Here is a 19,138-nt window from a genome sequence, read left to right on the forward strand (position 1 = left end):
AACACATTGAAATTTTTCAATGTGCTTGCTTTGTTAATTATTATTTTTAAAACTCTAACTCTAAATACAGCGAACTCTGGGTGTTATCTGCAGTTACATCTTCGCCTTTTAACAATTCTTTTTCGGCATTAAATAGCTTCAAATTAAGAACCCAATACCCCGTCATGGTTAACGATAAATCGCCATAGTACATTTGGTCTGCATTGTTAAAGGTTAAATTTTTATTGTTTGGAGAACTATGGTTTCCCATGCCCGGCATGCGAGGATCTAAATTAATTGTATAGTTTTCTACAACAGGAAACGACATCATGTTTTCCATTTTATATAAAGCGACTTTCATTTTATTCACAGCAATTTTAGGAGTTTTTGGCTCAACAAGCGCTAAAACATAACGGTTATTATCGCTACCCATAAAGCTGGTAACATGTTGTTTTTTATTTTGCATTACTATAATGGGTTCGGTTACAGAGAATGCCGAATCGTTAATTGTGTAATTAATGGTTAACGACCAACCCGTACCATCCAGATTCGACATTTGATAAATAATAAAACCTTCGTAAAGTGTTTCTTTACCTACGACTTTTGTAATGGCAGATTTAGGGCAAGAATGATTCATGGTAGGCATGCTCATTATTGGGGTCCATGAAATCGCGGCATTTTCGATGTATTGGTTTGTTGTTTTGTCTTTAATTCGAATATGAATTGCATTATATCCGGTTTTAAATTCACCAGGCGGGTTATATAATTCTACAATATGGGTGTCGTTAACTAAGTCTTGAATTTTAATAAGACCTTCAGTTTCAATTTGAGTTAGGGTGTCGTCGTTATCTGTTGAGCAAGATGTTGCAAAAAGAATAATGAATAGAGCGGGTAAAAAATATTTTAGTGTCATCAATTTTGTTTTTTTAAATAGTATATAGCATGATTCCACACGATATAAAAGCGCGTACATAATTGAAATCATACGAAATGGTATAAAGCAAATAACACCTGTTCGGTTAAAAGTTTTGAAACCGAAAAAGCGTATAAAAATTTAAAAAAGTTAGATGAAAATAGGAGGAGGCGTATCTATTTCGAAATACGTTTTAAGTATGCTTGGTGCATACGAACGCATCTCTCTTTTAATTACAAAGTTTGATGTATTGATAGCTTCTTCTGAAGTAATTTTATAAAGACAAAAAGCATCTAAGGCAAAGCGCTTTGTTTCTTGTACAGGTATGGTTGTATTCGATTCGGGAGCGTTTTCTTTTAAGGCCTTCATTAATTGACATTTCCCGTTACAACCTTGTTGGTTTTCTCTTTGAATACAAAGGGTTTTTGCAATAAAATCTTGATTTATAATGAAATCACCAATAATAGTTAAGGTGTTTATATTGTGAGCAAACAATATAAATACGAGTATAAAGGCTGTTATTTTATTAGCAATAGCTGTAATCATCGGGCCAAATTTACTACCTAATTTTGAATTATTTCATGATATCCATCAGAAAAATTAAATAATAAAAATTGGAGCTTTATCGTATATTTTGATGATTTCAGTAAGAATAAAAACCCATTTTAAACAATAGATTTTTTCAGTTAACTAAAAATAAAACCTTACAAAAGGTGCCCAGGCATTGGCATAAACACTTCTTTGGTTGTCGTACAAAATATCGTACCTAACACCCAGAGTTGCATTGCCGTTTCTGTAACCTAAACCCAGAAATAGAGCCGGAGACCAGTAATTGTCGTTGGCTAAATTTAACTGGTTATCGTAAGTTCTATTTACGTGTAGTTGTTCGTACTCGGCAGAAAGTTGTATGTTCATTATAGGGCTGTATAATCCAATAAGACTTCCACCTAAAATGGTCGATTTATAAAAATCTTTTTGCTTGTTTAAAGTACCGTTAAGTCCGGCACCTAAGGCAAGGGTATTGTTAAATTCATAAATAACACTTGGGGCCAATGTTCCGCTAAAAAAACCATCGCCAAAACTTAAGCCAATGCCACCACCAAATCTTACATGATTCCAAAATTCATTTTTAACTTGTTGCGCGTGAAAAAAGTTAAAAACTGATAAAAATAATAGTAAAAAGAAGGTTTTTATTTTATTCATTTCATGAAAATTAGAGTTCGTGATGTAAATATTTAAAAAATTAACATAAAAATTATATAATTGATTATTAGGCTTAAAATTAGGTTATAAATATATTAAAAGAAACATCTAATTTTAGAGAAAGTTGTATTTTTGCTGCAAATTTGACTAAACGATAGTGAATTAAAAAATATAATGGATAAATTTTCCTTTTTAAACGCAGCGCATACAGCTTATTTTGCTGATTTATACGATCAATATTTACAAAACCCAGATTCTGTAGAACCAAGTTGGAGAGCCTTTTTTCAAGGTTACGATTTTGGTAGCGAAAACTATGGTTTTGAAGGTGAAATAGTAGAAGGAGTTTCGGCTCAAATGCCAGAATACCTTCAAAAAGAGTTTCAGGTTATTAAGTTAATTGATGGTTATAGAATGCGCGGGCATTTGTTTACAAAAACAAACCCTGTTAGAGATCGAAGAACTTACGAGCCAACTTTAGATATTGAAAATTTTGGTCTTTCCGCAAACGATTTAGATACCGTTTTTAACGCTGGCGAAATTTTAGGAATTGGAGCCAAACCACTTCGCGAAATTTTGGTGCATTTAAATAAAATATACTGTAGTTCTATTGGAGTAGAGTATATGTATCTTAGAAATCCAGAGGTTATTTCTTGGTGGCAAGGTAAATTAAACCACAACGATAATCAGCCTAGTTTTTCGGCGACTAAGAAAAAATATATTCTTTCAAAATTAAACCAAGCGGTTACTTTCGAAAACTTTTTACAAACTAAATATGTTGGACAGAAACGTTTTTCTCTAGAAGGAGGCGAATCTTTAATTCCGGCTATTAGTAATGTGCTTTTCGTTGCTGCCGAAAAATACGATGTTAAAGAATGTGTTTTAGGTATGGCACACAGAGGACGTTTAAGTACGCTGGTAAATATATTTAGAAAACCAGTAAACGAACTTTTTAGCGAGTTTGATGGTAAAGATTTTGAAGATGCAGATATCGATGGTGATGTTAAATATCATTTAGGTTTAACCTTAGATAAAACCTATCAAAACGGTAAAAATATTAAGATGAATTTGGTTCCAAATCCATCGCATTTAGAAACCGTAGCTTCTGTAGCCGAAGGTATTACAAGAGCTAAAATAGACACCGATTATAATGGCGACGACCAAAAAATTATACCAATTATAGTACATGGAGATGCTGCCATTGCAGGTCAGGGTATAGTTTATGAAGTAGCCCAGATGAGTCAGTTAAATGGTTACAAAACAGGTGGAACGGTACATATTGTAGTTAACAACCAAATTGGGTTTACAACAAACTACTTAGATGCACGTTCAAGTACCTATTGTACCGATGTTGCTAAAGTAACTTTGTCGCCTGTATTACACGTAAATGCCGACGATGCCGAGGCTGTAGTTCATGCAGTAGAGTTAGCATTAGAGTACAGAATGCGTTACAAAAAAGATGTTTACATCGATTTGTTAGGTTATAGAAAATATGGACATAATGAAGGTGACGAACCAAGGTTTACTCAGCCTAAACTTTATAAAGCCATAGCAAAACATAAAAATCCGTTTGAAATTTATTCAAGTAAATTAATTTCGGAAAAAACCATCGATAAAGATTACGTAGATGCTATTGTTGAAGAATTTAAATCAACACTAGAAGCAGAATACATAAAATCGAAAGAAGCAGATTCGTCTAAGGTAAGAGAGTTTATGCAAGAACGCTGGCAAGGATTTGAGCGTGAAGATTTAGAGGGTATGTTAAAGCCTGTAGATACATCGTATCCAAAAGAGAATTTAGAGAACATTTCTAAAGTGGTTTCAACAGTACCAAAAGACGTTAAATTTGTTAGAAAAGCAGAACGTATTTTAGAAGGTCGTGCAAAAATGGTTTTCGAAACCGATACTCTAGATTGGGGTATGGCAGAAACATTGGCTTACGGTAGTTTACTAGAAGAAGGTTTTAATGTTAGAATTTCTGGACAAGATGTAGAGCGCGGTACTTTTAGTCACAGACATGCTATTTTACGTGATGAAATATCAGAAGAACGTGTTAATCTTTTAAATTTAAATCCACATAACAAGGGTAAAATGGATATTTTTAATTCATTTTTATCTGAATATGGGGTGTTAGGTTTCGATTATGGGTATGCCATGGCCAACCCAAATACATTAACCATTTGGGAAGCGCAGTTTGGAGACTTTAGTAATGGTGCTCAAATTATATTTGACCAATATTTATCGGCTGCAGAAGATAAATGGAAATCTCAAAATGGTATTGTAGTTTTACTTCCTCATGGTTATGAAGGGCAAGGTTCAGAGCATTCATCTGCACGAATCGAGCGTTACTTACAACTTTGTGGAGACGATAACATGACGGTTGCAGACTGTACCACACCTGCAAATATGTACCACTTATTACGTCGCCAAATGTTACGTAAGTTTAGAAAACCGTTAATAGTTTTTACTCCTAAAAGTTTATTACGTCACCCTAAAGCGGTTTCTAGTATTAGCGAATTAGCATCAGGAGAATTTCAAGAAGTTATCGATGATACTATCAACCCAGAAAACGTTAAGAAATTAGTACTTTGTACTGGTAAATTCTATTACGATTTATTAGCAGAAAGAGAAGAATTAGGTAGAGAGGATATCGCTTTAGTAAGAATTGAGCAATTATTCCCGCTACATATTGATAAAATTCAGGCAGCAATAAATCGTTATCCTAATGTAGAAAAATACGTTTGGGCGCAAGAAGAACCACGCAATATGGGTGCTTGGAGTTATTTAACTCAGCGTTTAGATATTGTGAAATTAGAAGGTATCACAAGACCTTATAATTCTGTACCTGCTCCAGGTTCGGGCACCAGAGATAAAAGTAGACAACGTCGCGTTATTAATGCGGTTTTTGAAAATAATTAAAATACAATTAAAATTATAAAAAATGGTTTTAGAAATGAAAGTGCCTTCTCCAGGGGAGTCTATTACTGAAGTTGAAATAGCAACTTGGCTTGTTGAAGATGGTGATTATGTAGAAAAAGATCAAGCAATAGCTGAAGTAGATAGTGATAAAGCAACTTTAGAATTACCAGCTGAAGCAAGCGGAATTATCACTCTTAAAGCTGAAGAAGGAGATGCTGTAGCAGTTGGTGCTGTTGTGTGTTTAATAGACACCAGTGCAGCAAAACCTGAAGGTGGTGAAGCGGCTCCAAAAGCAGAAAAGAAAGAAGAAGCACCTAAAGCTGAAGCGCCTAAGCAAGCAGCTCAGGAAACTAAAACATATGCAACTGGTACTGCTAGTCCTGCAGCTAAAAAAATTCTTGCCGAGAAAGGTATGGATGCAGCGGCTGTTTCTGGTACTGGAAAAGATGGTCGTGTTACTAAAGAAGATGCTGTTAATGCCGTACCTTCTATGGGGACACCTACTGGAGGAAACAGAGGCTCGTCTAAAACTAAAATGTCTATGTTACGTCGTAAAGTAGCAGAGCGTTTGGTTGAAGCTAAAAATACAACGGCTATGTTAACGACTTTTAACGAAGTTAACATGACGCCTATTTTTGAATTAAGAAATGAATACAAAGATACCTTTAAAAACAAGCACGGTGTTGGTTTAGGTTTTATGAGTTTCTTTACATTGGCAGTTGTAAGAGCATTAAAAATGTATCCTGCAGTAAACTCAATGATCGATGATAAAGAAATGATTTCTTATGATTTCTGCGATATTAGTATAGCTGTTTCTGGTCCTAAAGGCTTAATGGTTCCTGTAATTCGTAATGCAGAAAACTTAAGTTTTAGAGGCGTAGAATCTGAAGTAAAACGTTTAGCGCTTCGTGCTCGCGATGGTCAAATTACTGTCGATGAAATGACTGGTGGTACTTTTACAATTACTAATGGAGGTGTTTTTGGTAGTATGTTATCTACACCAATTATTAACCCGCCACAAAGTGGTATATTAGGTATGCACAATATTATAGAGCGTCCTATAGCTGTAGATGGTAAAGTTGAAATTCACCCAATGATGTATGTTGCACTATCTTACGATCACAGAATAATTGATGGCAAAGAGAGTGTAGGTTTCTTGGTAGCTGTTAAAGAAGCTTTAGAAAATCCAACAGAATTATTAATGAATAACGATGTTAAAAAAGCATTAGAGCTTTAATTTAACTATTCTTATAATAAAAAAGAGCTACCAATTGGTAGCTCTTTTTTATTAAGTTAAATATAAAACTAAAATAAAATTAGGATATTTATACTAATAACAATTATCACCACAGTTATTAAACCAACAATAAAATATTTATCCAAGTATCTGTTGTCTTTTTCCATGGTTTAATTTTTAAATTAACTAATAAATTGTTGTAGGTTTTCTATTTAAAAGTATCATAAATTTAAAGAGGAAAAAGATTTAATTAAATACGTAATTATACGTATTTAATTTGGGGTTAGTCCATAAAATGCGAAAGGCTCCAGATTAATAAAAATCTAGAACCTTTCTTTAATTCTCCCTAAGAACTAATTAATAGCACGGTAAAGATATATAATATGTTTTAATTAAAGAATACGTAGTACTGCGTATTTTATTATAAATTCATTAAAAATGCGAAAGGCTCCAGATTAATAAAAATCTAGAACCTTTCTTTAATTCTCCCTAAGAACTAATTAATTGCTTTGTAAATGTATATAATGCGATTTAAATAAGTAATACGTAATTCTTCGTATTTATAAAAAATAAAAGGCCCTAGATTTATAAAAGCCTAGAACCCTTGTGTTTAATAATTTCCTATGAAATTATTGATAGCAGTCAAATATAGCTTACCAACATAATATGGTAAATACGTACTTGTACTTATAATTGTATGTGTTGCTTGTTTAAATTTGCCCAAATAGATAGGGAGGTTGGTTTGTTATCTAATTTTAATTTAGAAACAATGTTGCTGCGATGTTTATCAACAGTTCTTACAGATATGGATAATTCGTCGGCGATATTCTGACTCGTTTTGTTCTCTGATATAAGTTTTACAATTTTTAATTCAGATTTTGTAAGTAAGTGTATTTTGTCGGGAGATTTTTCTGGATTTTTATTTAAATACTGAGCTATTTCTTGACTAAAATATGGTTCGTTTTTAAGTACATGCTCAATGCAGGTTTCGATTTCTTCAACAGCAAATTCCTTTAAAATGTAGCCGTAAACATTAAATTCTTTAGCCTTATCGTATAGTTCTTCTTCTTTATCGAAGGTTATTAAAACAATTTTAGTGTTTAATTGATTTTTTTTACAAATTTCGGCAATTTCTAAGCCTGTTAAATGGGGCATTCTAATATCTAAAATTGCAATTTCTGGTTTTAATTTAACAATTAAATTATAGGCAGAATTCCCATCGGTAGCACTCCCAACAATATTAAATCCTTTCGATTTTAAAAAATCAGATAAACCACGAAGCATTAGCGGATGATCGTCTGCAATTACAATAGAAGTAGACATGTGTTTCGTAGGTTTAGTTGCTATTAATAAGATAGGTAAATATAATGATTTTATAATTTTAAGTAAAGATGTTTTTTATCGTAATCAATTATAGCTTTGCCTTTCTTTAAAATATCGGCACCAATAATACCATCAACGGGTTTCGCATTATGATTAATAAGTGCGGTATTAACATGTGTTAAATTAAATAAAACCAGAATCACTTTATCGTATTTCCATTTGCCTATTTTAATTTTATTTTTTTTAGACATTTTAGTTTCCATGTTTATAGCCCCAGCCCCAGCGGCCATAATTTCCGAGTCTTTTACTTTTAGGTTAAATGTTTTTGAAGCTTCAAACCCCACACATGAATTAGAGGCACCCGTATCTAAAATAAATAACCCATTTTTTCCATTTATGGAGGCTTTTATTTCGAAATGATTCGTTTTTGTAAGTTTCAATTTAGTTTTTGAATACCCTTTTTCAAGAAGAAATTGTTGCAGTTTTTCTGTCATGTTTTTTTAATTTCAACAGTAAAAATAGCGCAAGTAACCCAATTAATAAGCCAATAATTTTATAAAATAAATTGTTTGTTGTTTTTTCTTGCTCGAGGTTTCCGTAATAAGAAAATGCGCTCCAATAGTAAGGCGATTTTTTGTTGTTACTTATATTTTCATTTTCTAGATAGTCCAATTTCGACCGATGGTTTGAAATAAAAGCCGATTCATTTTTACTGAAATAATCGTAAAAAGAGGCCATAATTTGAGACGTTGATAAATCGTTAATTTGCCATAAAGTAAACAATATGTTTTTAGCACCAGCAAATTGAAAACCTCTGGCTAAACTCATAGCGCCCTCTCCTTTATAGAGTTTTCCTATGCCTGTTTCGCAAGCACTTAAAACCACCAATTGGCTATTTAAGTCTAGGCTATATAATTCGTTAAGATACAGTGTTTCATCGTAAAACTCAATATGTGCAGGAGTTATAAAATTACCGCTACTGGCATGCGTAGACAAGTGCAAAATATCGTATTTATTAGCGATTTTAGTAAAATTTAACTTAGTAGCAGCGTCTTTAAAAAGGAGCGTTGCTGGCATTTTATCTTTTATAGCATTGGCTTCATCTATGGAGAATGTGAGGGGTTGTTGGCTGTTTTCAAACACAGGAAAAACACCTAGCATGTTGTTGCTTTGCGAAGTGTTATTCGAGTTTAAATAAAAAAACGAACTCCAATTATAGGCTAGGTTATTATGTTTAACAACAAAAGGCATTTTAGAAAACACCAAGCTGTTTGTAGGTTCTGTTAAAAGGGCATCAAAAGGAACAAAATTCAACAGTCCGTCTGGGATTATAATAAGATTTGCTGTTGTTTTTAAATCTTCAAAATGTAATGTATTATATAAACCAAAAGCTTGCTTGGTAAAGGCAGGTATGTTATTGTTTATTATGCTTGAATTATCGAAAAGATGAATAAAATTTGTAATTAATTTATTGAAATCATCATTCAAAGGCATGTCGTTAATAGTAATGTTGTTTTCTGAAATAATAAATTGATACAGCGTATGCTTACCATAAAAATATTCGATTAAGGTAGCGTTATCTTTTTTTAGTTTTTGTTGAAGGTTTTCAATAGCAATTTCAGATTGAAAACTGGAGGTATATTTTTTATTGTTTTCTTTCTGAATAGCTTTTATTTCAATGGAAATGGCATTTAACTTCTGCGATAAAGCATTTAATTTTGAAGCTTGCTCCTTGTTTAATTGTGCTTTAATTAAAAGATTTGTTAGGCGTTCTTGTTCATTTAAAAGTTTGTACTCTTTTTTTAATAAGCTGTCGTTTGGAAATTCTTGTAACCTTATTTTTTTTAACGTAATGTCTTTTAAAACAGAAGCTTTGTTGTTTTCTGCATATTGAAAAGCTTGTATAATATGATTCTGGTTTTTAGTTTTTAGATATTCGTTAAAAAGTAAATCGATGCATTTTTCACTTCTTATGCGGTCTGAAGCTTGGTTTTGTAATTTATTTTCTTGTGATGTCCATTGGTTTCTAAATAAACTAGACACATAAAAACTTAAATCGAAATATTGTAAGGCTGTGATAGGATTATTTTCGAGAGCCGCCAATAAATCGAAAATATCTATAAAGGTGTTTTCTGGGTATAAATCCTGTTTAGAAGGTACGTTTTTAAAATCTACTTTAGGAATTAAAATATGTAATGCCTTCATTAAACTTTCTTTTGCACGGGTTTTATTATTAAGTACATAATGAAGTTGCGCTTCTTCTACATAAAATTTCGATAGATTTCTTGGGTCTAAATCTGCTTCATTTAAATGCACTTTTGCCAAATTAAAAGCTTCTAATGCTGTTTTATAGTCACCATTTTTAAATGCTAAACTGTAATTATTTTTATACGTTATAAAATTTGAAGCCTTGGTTGTAGCAATTAATGTATTTGCTTTTTCGTAATTTTTTAAAGCAATGAGTCCGTTAGTTTTAAAATTTTCAAGTTGTTTTATTTGGGTTTCTGAAATGTTAGGAATTTTTAATGCATCGTTAATAATTTTAACCACACTTTCATATTTACCTAGAGTGAAATATAGTTTAGCTCTGTTGATAGCCCCAGATACTTGATGCTTAGTGTTTTTCTTGGTTTCAGCTAAAAAAATGTATTGGGTAATGGTGTTTTCTGCATTTGTGAAATCGCCGGTTTTAGTATATAAATTACCGAGTGGTTTTAAGCAGTTTTCGGTAATATCAAAGTCGGATATTTCGTTAATTTTGAATTTAAAAAAGCGTTTAGAGGCGGCTTCGTATGTTGAAATGGCATTTAAAAAATCGCCTGTTTCATTTAAATAATATGCTTTGTGGCACTGTAAAAAAATAAATGCCAACTGCTCGTCTTTGCTTTTTAATTGATTTTTAAATAAGCTCTCTTGTTTGTTTAATTGTTGAAGTGTGATTTCGTTTGGATGGGCTATAAATGCTTCGGCAGCAGTATATATGGCTTCTTCTAAATTTTGAGAAAATGTTATATTTCCTATTAAAAATAAAATGAAGCAAAAACGTTTCATATACAATAATGTGTTTGAGATGGCAAGCTTTAAAATTTCCAAATGGCATAAAACTGCCAATACCTAAAATCGTTTTCAAAATTTAGAACATACCGTGCACCTAAACTGGGCCCAATTCTGGCGAAACCAGCTGTGGCCTCAATTAATAAACCCGTTCTTAGGTTAGAAAAACTATTGGAGCTGGAAGATGCATTTTCAATAGTATTAAAAATTGGTGCATTTGTAGTATCACCTTCAAATTGTTCTATGAAAACCGATTGATTTTGCTTTTCGCTTAAAGAGATCGTGTTTTGTAAACCAGCACCCAAACCTATATAATTGTTTACATTGTATCGTATTAATAGAGGGATATCCCAGTCGATATTTTGATACGAATTATTAGTGGTTGTGCGTTGTAAAAACCGGATGCCTTGAGCACCATCAACAAACGCTTCTTCTGTGTTAGTTTTAGAATCGTATTTATGAAAATTATTTAATAATTCTACCTGCCAATACCAACGATACGATTTATAGGGCGAAAGTGTTGCCCCTAAAAAGTAACTTTCAGAATTATTTAAATTACTAAATGCATTGTAACCCACTTTAGCTCCAACTGAAATTCCTGGTAAAAAGCGTGTGGTTGAGTAATTGGTTATAATAGGCTCGTTTTTATCGAAAATAATTGCGGTTCTACTTTTTGTTTTTGTTTTATGAAAATCTTTAGCAAACTTAATGTTGTATTTAACAAAGCCTTTGGTTGAATCGTACTCTTTTACATTTTTTTGTTCGCTTCCGGGAAGATAGATATTTTTAAAGGTGAAGATGGCTTGCTTGTTTGTAAACGTGGTGTCTAAACAACTGTATGAGACCTCGTATTTTGGACAAATTTCACATTTTGGATACATATCGGTAACCCTTAAAGTAGACTTGTCTAACATATCTGGAATATCGGTTTCCAATCGAATGGTGCGTGCAGGCCCTTCGCCGTTATTTTGAAATCTTATTTTAAATTTTAGGGTTTTAAAACGTACAAATCTATAGTTTAAAAACGTACTATTATTAGACATTTTGTTGGGATCGTGTGAGGTTACAATTTCCATTTCCATGTCTTTAACTTTATGGTTGTCGTAATTGGCATCGGGAACATAGATGCCACGCACCGAAACAATGGCACTGGTATCTTTTAACATTTCAGGAGTCGTTTTCAAACTAAAAAATACATGACGCTCTTCGTTAGGTTTAAGGTTATCAAACTCTAATAAACTCCAATTTTTATAATATGCTTTCGATTGCTCGATTGTTAAAGGTAAGTTGGTTTTTTCGGTAGAATCTTGTAAAACAGTTCTGTTAATTATAAATTCATTATTTATGGAAGCTAAATATTTACCGTCATCGTCTATATTATTAGTGAAAACGATAGCATCGTTTGGGACGTTTTTTTCGTTATGATAGGTTCTAGTTTCTAATATTTCAAAATTTGCAGCTTTGTATTTTTGTTCATTGTAAAACATATAAAGTTTACCATTTGATATGTAATCTTTCGTGTTTTTGTAGCTCATAACAAGCACCATTTCTTGGTCTGGAACGGGTTCTCTATTGCGTTTTAATATAAAATCTTCATCCATGTTAGCTTGTTCTACGTATTCGGTTGTAATGCTATTTATAGCTATTTTTTTTGGTCTGGTAGTTGGCGGTTTACCATTATCGTAGTTGTTGGTTGCCCAAAGTTTTACTTCGTATTCGCCAGTTTTTTTGTAGGTATGTTTTGGGTTGGGCACTGTACTATAATTTCCATCTCCAAATTCCCAAAAATGCGTGTAGAATGGTTTTGGAGCCCCTGCAATTTGATTTAGTTTTGGTGTTTCTGGAGTAAAGAAGGTTTCATTTCCTCGTATATCTTCTTTTATTGTTGCCGTTCGAGAGATGGTGTCGTTTATAATTAATTGTTGTCCGTAAACCTGAAGACAAATAAATATAGTAAAAGAGCATAGCAACGTTTTCATTTAAATATGGTTTAGTTGTTGTTAAATATATAAAAAGCTTCAAATTTCTTACATAAAAACTCCAAGAGGTATGGTTTTAATTTTTTTTAATTTTAAAATAAGCCAGAAACGTTAGGCTTCTGGCTTAAGTGCATAGGTTAAGTTAAGGGCTAACTAACCAAAAAAGTAGGAGTAAAAAGGGTAAATTATTATGGTAAACCATTAATTATGGTTGTAAGTTGAGATTCTGTAACGACATCTGTTTCGTTTTCTGTAAATGTTATGATGCCGTTTGCTTCAATGGTTACGGCTTTTATGGCATATTTCCAGTTTCCGTTGGCTTCAGATACAAAAATTACATGACACGCTAACCCAATTGGAATCTGACCGTAATGCTCGCTAAAGAACCCATTGGTTGCATCGTAGGTATCTAAATTTGCTAAACCTGTATACTCGCCGTCGTAAGAAAGATAAACAGCACAATTTGTATTGTTGTAGCCTTCTGGGACGTCAACTAAAATGGTGGTTTTGGGACGTTCATCGTTATAAAATCGGTCTACGTTCGACCACCCAAAGGCACCAAGAAAAGCATAATATTCATTTCCTTCAGCAAAAACACCTCCTTGATTATTTGTACCATTGCGTTTGTTTTCGGCCCAGGCGAGATTACCATTGTCGTCTATAATGCCATCCCACAAGGTCATGGTATTATCTACACCTCCAGTTAAAGCGGCAGGAATCCCTAATTGAATGTCGCAAGAGGTCTCTAAAACACTCCCGTTTTGAGAGGCTTCAATAAAAAATTCACCTCCTGAAATTAATAATGCTTGGTCTCCATTAGGTAAAATACCCATCGTTGGCTTATTGGTTGTTAGCATGTTGCCTTTTTCAAATAATTCAACAAATTCTAAATCAATTATGCCTGTTACCGCATTACCATTTAAGGTTAAACACGCGGTGTTTATGTAAATGGTTACTCCTTTATTCGATGTTAAAGTAATATTACCATCTTCTGCATTAAATTGAAAGTATTGAGTAAGCCCTTCTAAGGCCGCATCTTTTATGTTGTTAAAATCTTCGGCAGTAGCAATTTCGCATAAACCATCGCAGTCATCGTCTTTTACATCCGATTTGTTGCAACTAACGTTTGTAAATAAAATAGCCATTAATAACAAGGCTCCTGTAATATGTTTTAAATTTTTCATGGTAAAAGTTTTATGTTTAAATTTTAATAACAGGACAACAATTTTGCTGTCCTGTTGGTTTGTTTTATTGTTGAGGTTGACTAATTATTATTTTAGAAACAATAGCATCGCCAGAGGCTACTAAATCTATCATTTTGTGAGCGTATGCTTCAGAAGAAGCATAACCTTTTGCGCTTCCAGTAGCTGTTTCTACTTCCCAGAAATAATTTCTTTTTGAGTTCGAATTCAAATCATACTTCGTTACAAAATAGCTAGTAATTTCGCTGCCTAAAATAATTTCACCTTTACTAGATAAAGCCATCATCTCTCTTGCACTTTCTAATGATAATGATGTTCCCGAGTACATGCCTTTATTGGTCTCAACTTTCCATTCAAAAACTTGTGGAATATTGTCTCTGGTTAGTGTGTTAACTTCTGTTGTAGGTTTTGTTGGTATTTTAGTGTTGCTGGCATTCATGTTTTGCAAAGACAGTATGAACGCTGCTATTACTAAAATTGATTTTTTTAAATTGTTTAACTTGTTTGATTTTGCGATTACTTGTTTTAAATTTTTCATGATTTCTATGTTTTAAGGTTGTTTAAAAATTAATTCAGCTCTCTGCTGTTACACCCTTATATCAAAACCATTTAAAAATTGTTACCCTTTTATTTCAAAGTTTTTTTACTTTAGTAGCAAATACAAGGGCTAATGAGTGAAAAAAAAATACACGAAGACCAAAAATATATTGTGGGGTTGGTTAAAAACAACGCATTTATTATAAAAGCTATATATGATAAATTTGTGCCCAAGGTTATAAATTATATAAAACAGAATCGTGGAGGAGAAGATGATGCAAAAGATGTAATACAAGAAACTTTAATAACAATATATAACCAGGCAACAAAAGATAGGTTAGAACTCACTTGTCCATTTGATGCTTATTTTTTCTTGTTGTGTAAACGAAAATGGTTAAACGAATTAAAAAAAAGAGTTAATAAAGAGGTAACAATTAACGATGAGGTTTTATATAAAGATGACGATGCTCCCGAATTAGCATTTGAAACCTATTTATATGGCGAAAAAGAATCGTTATTTACAGAGATGTTTCAAAAAATTGGTGATGCCTGTAAAGAATTGCTTCAAGCTACTTTTAAAATTAAATCTATGGAAGAAGTAGCAAGTAGTTTAGGTGTAACCTACGCTTACGCCCGTAAAAAGAAATCATTATGTATAGGGAAATTAACCGAGTTAATTAAAGCATCGCCTAAATTTAACCAACTTAATTCTTAACCACAATGGAAGATCAAGATTATATATTATTCGAAAGTTATCTCAGTAATGAGTTGCCAGCTGATGAAATAGCAACTTTTGAAAAACGACTAAAAACCGATGCTGCGTTTCATTCGGCTTTCGAACTATACAAAGAGACAGCTTTGTTTTTAGAAAAACATATTGAAAACGAAGTTGCTACCGAGACTTTTAAAAAGAACTTACAGAAAATATCAGATAAACATTTTGTTAACCTTAATAACGGACTTAACAAAACAGCAAACAAAAAGCTGTTTAATTTGTTTAAATATGCAGCTGCCGCCAGTATTGTTTTAATGGTTGGTATTTTTACCATTGGTAATTTAATGAGTCCAGATTACAGCGATTATTCTAATTACGAACCCATAAGTTTAACTGTTCGTGGTGAAAATGATGCGCTTTTAAAAACAGCAGAAACTTCTTTTAACAATAAAGATTTTGAAAAAGCAGAAAGTGCTTTTAAAAGTATTTTAGTTTTGGATAACAATAACGCCGAGATAAAACTTTACAGCGCTATTGCCAATTTGGAACTCAACAACTATAACCTTGCCGAAGAATTATTAGTTAGTTTGCAAAACGGAAATTCGGTTTTTAAAAATAAAGCGACCTGGTATTTAGCATTAAGCAAGTTAAAACAAGGCGAAGAAGAATATTGCATCGAAATATTAAAAACCATCCCAGAAGATGCCGAAGCATATCAACAGGCTCAAAAGTTATTGAATAAATTAGATTAGTTATTAAAATCATAAATATTATTAAAGTCATCATTCTTACTGGTGACTTTTTTATTTTTACGACATGATTATTACAGATACACACACACATTTATATAGTGAAGCTTTTGATGAGGACAGACACTATATGATAAATCGTGCCATCGCACAAGGCGTAACAAGATTTTTTATTCCCGCCATCGATTCAACTTATACAGCTTCCATGTTGCAGTTAGAAAAAGATTTTCCCGAAAATATTTTTTTAACCATGGGCTTACACCCAACACATGTTAAAGAAAATTATAAAGATGAATTAAAACACATTGAAACCATGTTGGCTTCAAGGCCCTTTTACGGAATAGGCGAAATAGGGATTGATTTGTATTGGGATAAAACGACATTACAAATACAGCAAGAAGCTTTTAAACATCAAATAAAATTAGCCAAACAATATAAGTTGCCTATAGTTATTCACTGTCGCGAAGCTTTCGATGAGGTTTTTGAAGTTTTAGAAAGCGAAAAAAGCGATGATTTGTTCGGGATTTTCCATTGCTTTTCCGGAACTTTTGAGCAAGCTTTAAAAGCGATTTCATATAATATGAAATTAGGTATTGGAGGAGTTGTTACTTTTAAAAACGGAAAAATCGATCAGTTTTTAAATCAAATAGAATTAAATCATATAGTATTAGAAACCGATGCACCCTATTTGGCTCCCGTACCATACAGAGGCAAGCGGAATGAAAGTGCATACATTATAAATGTTTTACAAAAATTATCCGATATTTATAACATACCAAAAGAGACCATCGCCGAAATAACCACTAAAAATTCTATTGATATTTTTAAAATATAATTTATGAGTAAAACCAAACCCAACATATTACTTATATATACAGGTGGTACCATTGGTATGATAAAAGATTTTGAAACTGGCGCTCTTCGTGCTTTCGATTTTAAAACACTTTTAGAAAAAATACCAGAATTACATTTGTTAGATTGTAATATTGATACGGTCTCCTTTAATGAACCCATCGATTCCAGTAACATGAATCCTATATATTGGGTTCAAATTGCAGAATTAATAGAAACTAATTACGAGCAATTTGATGGTTTTGTTGTACTTCATGGAAGCGATACCATGAGTTATTCTGCGTCTGCATTAAGTTTTATGCTGGAAAATTTAGCTAAACCAGTGGTGTTTACTGGCTCTCAATTGCCAATAGGAGATTTAAGAACCGATGCAAAAGAAAATTTAATAACGTCTATACAGATTGCATCACTTCAAAATAAAAACAAACCTTTAATTAAAGAAGTGTGTCTATATTTTGAATACAAATTATTTAGAGCAAACCGAACTACTAAAATAAATGCCGAACATTTTGAAGCTTTTGCATCTTATAATTATCCCGAGTTAGCAGAATCTGGAGTGCATTTAAAAGTGAATTCAGACTATTTATTTAAACCAAATTTAAAGAAGAAATTAAAAGTTCATAAAAACTTAGATAATAACATTGCATTACTCAAGTTATTTCCTGGGATGTCTTCTGGGTTAATAAAAAGTGTTTTAAGTACACCTAATTTAAAAGCAGTAATTATTGAAACGTTTGGTTCGGGAAACTGCACCACAGAATCTTGGTTTATAAATTTATTGAAAGAGGCCATAAAAAAAGGCATACACATTATTAATGTTACCCAATGCGCTGGCGGAAGCGTCATGATGGGGCACTATGAAACCAGTAGCGAATTAAAAAAAATAGGCGTTATTTCAGGTAAAGACATCACATCGGAAGCAGCTATATGTAAGTTAATGTATCTTTTGGGGCAGAATATTTCGGCTAAAACCTTCAAAACCATTTACGAAACACCTTTAAGAGGAGAATTGTCTTAAAATTAACCTTTAAAATTTTAGTGTTCAAACTTTTTTTTGTTATTTGACCCCCTGTAAATAAGTACAATTAAAATTTAGAGAGGTGGCCGAGTGGTCGAAGGCGCACGCCTGGAAAGTGTGTATACGCCAAAAGCGTATCGAGGGTTCGAATCCCTTCCTCTCTGCTGTAAATTTTATGTTTTAATTGTAATTTTTTTTATACCTTTAACACTTTAACTAATAAAATTAAGATCTACAACATGAAAAGATTATTTTCTATCCTTGCCATAACAGGAATGATGGCTTTTGGAACTGTTAATGCAACTACAAATGCAAGCACAACTGCAGTAGCAACTACTGTAACAACGATGACTCAAGAAGATGACGCAGCAGCTCCTGCTGAGGAACTTGGTTTTCATCAAGAATTAAAAAAGAGGTTTATTGAAGGTGGTCCTGGATTCATGGGGATTGTATTATTATGTTTAATTCTTGGTTTAGCTATCGCTATCGAAAGAATTATCTTTTTAAATCTTTCAACAACTAACACAAAAAAATTAACTCAAAATGTAGAAGATGCACTTGCTTCAGGTGGTGTTGAGGCTGCAAAAGAGGTTTGTAGAAATACAAAAGGCCCTATCGCTTCTATTTTCTATCAAGGTTTAGATAGAACAGATGAAGGTTTAGATGCTGCTGAAAAAGCTGTTGTAGCTTACGGCGGTGTTCAAATGGGACAATTAGAGAAAAACGTTTCTTGGATTTCATTATTTATCGCTCTTGCTCCGATGTTAGGATTCATGGGTACGGTAATTGGTATGATTCAAGCTTTCGATAAAATTGAAGCAGCTGGTGATATGCAACCTTCATTAGTAGCAGGTGGTATTAAAGTAGCACTTTTAACAACTGTATTCGGTCTAGTAGTAGCGATGATTCTTCAAGTTTTCTACAATTACATTATTGCTAAAATTGATAGTATCGTTAATGATATGGAAGATGCTTCTATTACATTAATGGATCTATTAATTAGAAACAAAAAGTAATAATAATTTAAAAAAACTTAATCATGGATTTACATAAAATACTCAAGTATTTAGCTTATGCGCTTGGTATTATTGGTGCGATTTTTGCGCTACTAATAATGACAGGTTCAGACGGCATGATAGATAACATCTTGTATGTTACTTATGTTGTGCTTTTTGTTGTAATAGCTTTAATACTTATATATGTAGTAAAAGGCATATTCACAGGAAATATCAAAAAAACATTAATGACTGTAGGGTTGTTTTTGGCTGTAATTTTAATTTCTTATTTAATTTCTTCGGGAACAGATTTAGATTTAAAACAGTTTAACGATAAAGGATTAGGCATCACAGAGAGCATTTCTAAAAATGTAGGAGCTGGTTTGTATGCATTTTATTTCCTTTCGTTTTTAGCTATAGGAGCCACTTTACTTTCTAGTATTAAAAAAATATTTAATAAATAATA

The 19,138-nt window shown here is 32.5% G+C and carries 17 protein-coding genes and 1 tRNA gene; 9 read left to right on the forward strand and 9 right to left on the reverse strand.

The features are described from left to right. Nucleotides 1–46: 46 nt before the first annotated feature. The 3 genes from AW14_RS04970 to AW14_RS04980 all read right to left on the reverse strand — a co-directional run bounded on the left by AW14_RS04970 (nt 47) and on the right by AW14_RS04980 (nt 2,095). Nucleotides 47–892 (reverse strand): hypothetical protein, encoded by an 846-nt coding sequence (locus AW14_RS04970; protein ID WP_044637815.1) that lies wholly within the window; start codon nt 890–892, stop codon nt 47–49. A 150-nt stretch (nt 893–1,042) separates the two neighbouring features. Further along, nucleotides 1,043–1,438 carry a hypothetical protein gene (locus AW14_RS04975; RefSeq protein WP_044637816.1) on the reverse strand — a complete coding sequence of 132 codons (396 nt, stop codon included), beginning with the start codon at nt 1,436–1,438 and terminating at the stop codon, nt 1,043–1,045. Between the two features lie 144 nt (nt 1,439–1,582). Next, complete coding sequence (locus AW14_RS04980) at nt 1,583–2,095, reverse strand: hypothetical protein (RefSeq protein ID WP_044637817.1); 513 nt, start codon at nt 2,093–2,095, stop codon at nt 1,583–1,585. A 174-nt stretch (nt 2,096–2,269) separates the two neighbouring features. Between AW14_RS04980 and AW14_RS04985 the strand changes: the two genes are divergently transcribed. Then, nucleotides 2,270–5,011, forward strand: coding sequence for a 2-oxoglutarate dehydrogenase E1 component (locus AW14_RS04985; RefSeq protein WP_044637818.1), 2,742 nt, complete (start codon nt 2,270–2,272; stop codon nt 5,009–5,011). Between the two features lie 22 nt (nt 5,012–5,033). Then, the gene (odhB, locus tag AW14_RS04990) at nt 5,034–6,248 is read left to right on the forward strand and encodes a 2-oxoglutarate dehydrogenase complex dihydrolipoyllysine-residue succinyltransferase (RefSeq protein ID WP_044637819.1); all 1,215 of its coding nucleotides are present in this window, start codon (nt 5,034–5,036) and stop codon (nt 6,246–6,248) included. A 687-nt stretch (nt 6,249–6,935) separates the two neighbouring features. Here the strand turns inward: odhB and AW14_RS04995 are convergent. The 6 genes from AW14_RS04995 to AW14_RS05020 all read right to left on the reverse strand — a co-directional run bounded on the left by AW14_RS04995 (nt 6,936) and on the right by AW14_RS05020 (nt 14,344). After that, nucleotides 6,936–7,571: a response regulator gene (locus AW14_RS04995; protein ID WP_044637820.1), complete on the reverse strand. Its 636-nt coding sequence runs from the start codon at nt 7,569–7,571 to the stop codon at nt 6,936–6,938. Nucleotides 7,572–7,621: 50 nt separating this feature from the next. Next, nucleotides 7,622–8,065, reverse strand: coding sequence for a retropepsin-like aspartic protease family protein (locus tag AW14_RS05000; RefSeq protein ID WP_044637821.1), 444 nt, complete (start codon nt 8,063–8,065; stop codon nt 7,622–7,624). Then, nucleotides 8,034–10,622 carry a CHAT domain-containing protein gene (locus tag AW14_RS05005; protein ID WP_044639494.1) on the reverse strand — a complete coding sequence of 863 codons (2,589 nt, stop codon included), beginning with the start codon at nt 10,620–10,622 and terminating at the stop codon, nt 8,034–8,036. The genes AW14_RS05000 and AW14_RS05005 overlap by 32 nt, the downstream gene beginning before the upstream one ends. Before the next feature lie 29 nt (nt 10,623–10,651). Continuing rightward, a complete protein-coding gene (locus tag AW14_RS05010; RefSeq protein ID WP_044637822.1) occupies nt 10,652–12,604 on the reverse strand; it encodes a PKD domain-containing protein in 1,953 nt (650 codons plus the stop codon). Between the two features lie 188 nt (nt 12,605–12,792). Continuing rightward, nucleotides 12,793–13,788, reverse strand: coding sequence for a hypothetical protein (locus tag AW14_RS05015; protein WP_044637823.1), 996 nt, complete (start codon nt 13,786–13,788; stop codon nt 12,793–12,795). A 64-nt stretch (nt 13,789–13,852) separates the two neighbouring features. Then, nucleotides 13,853–14,344: a hypothetical protein gene (locus AW14_RS05020; protein ID WP_044637824.1), complete on the reverse strand. Its 492-nt coding sequence runs from the start codon at nt 14,342–14,344 to the stop codon at nt 13,853–13,855. A 132-nt stretch (nt 14,345–14,476) separates the two neighbouring features. Between AW14_RS05020 and AW14_RS05025 the strand changes: the two genes are divergently transcribed. From AW14_RS05025 to AW14_RS05055, 7 genes are all read left to right on the forward strand, one after another. Beyond that, nucleotides 14,477–15,058, forward strand: a complete 582-nt coding sequence (locus AW14_RS05025) for an RNA polymerase sigma factor (RefSeq protein WP_044637825.1) — start codon at nt 14,477–14,479, stop codon at nt 15,056–15,058. Nucleotides 15,059–15,063: 5 nt separating this feature from the next. Beyond that, a complete protein-coding gene (locus AW14_RS05030; RefSeq protein ID WP_044637826.1) occupies nt 15,064–15,810 on the forward strand; it encodes a tetratricopeptide repeat protein in 747 nt (248 codons plus the stop codon). A gap of 64 nt (nt 15,811–15,874) precedes the next feature. Beyond that, nucleotides 15,875–16,642, forward strand: a complete 768-nt coding sequence (locus AW14_RS05035; RefSeq protein WP_044637827.1) for a TatD family hydrolase — start codon at nt 15,875–15,877, stop codon at nt 16,640–16,642. 3 nt (nt 16,643–16,645) lie between these two features. Continuing rightward, on the forward strand, nt 16,646–17,677 hold the full coding sequence (locus AW14_RS05040) for an asparaginase (RefSeq protein ID WP_044637828.1): 1,032 nt from the start codon (nt 16,646–16,648) through the stop codon (nt 17,675–17,677). Nucleotides 17,678–17,753: 76 nt separating this feature from the next. Further along, nucleotides 17,754–17,841: transfer RNA gene (locus tag AW14_RS05045), tRNA-Ser, on the forward strand. A 75-nt stretch (nt 17,842–17,916) separates the two neighbouring features. Next, nucleotides 17,917–18,693, forward strand: a complete 777-nt coding sequence (locus AW14_RS05050; protein WP_044637829.1) for a MotA/TolQ/ExbB proton channel family protein — start codon at nt 17,917–17,919, stop codon at nt 18,691–18,693. Nucleotides 18,694–18,716: 23 nt separating this feature from the next. Further along, complete coding sequence (locus tag AW14_RS05055) at nt 18,717–19,136, forward strand: hypothetical protein (protein ID WP_044637830.1); 420 nt, start codon at nt 18,717–18,719, stop codon at nt 19,134–19,136. Nucleotides 19,137–19,138 lie beyond the last annotated feature (2 nt).

Source organism: Siansivirga zeaxanthinifaciens CC-SAMT-1 (assembly GCF_000941055.1).
GTDB lineage: Bacteria > Bacteroidota > Bacteroidia > Flavobacteriales > Flavobacteriaceae > Siansivirga > Siansivirga zeaxanthinifaciens.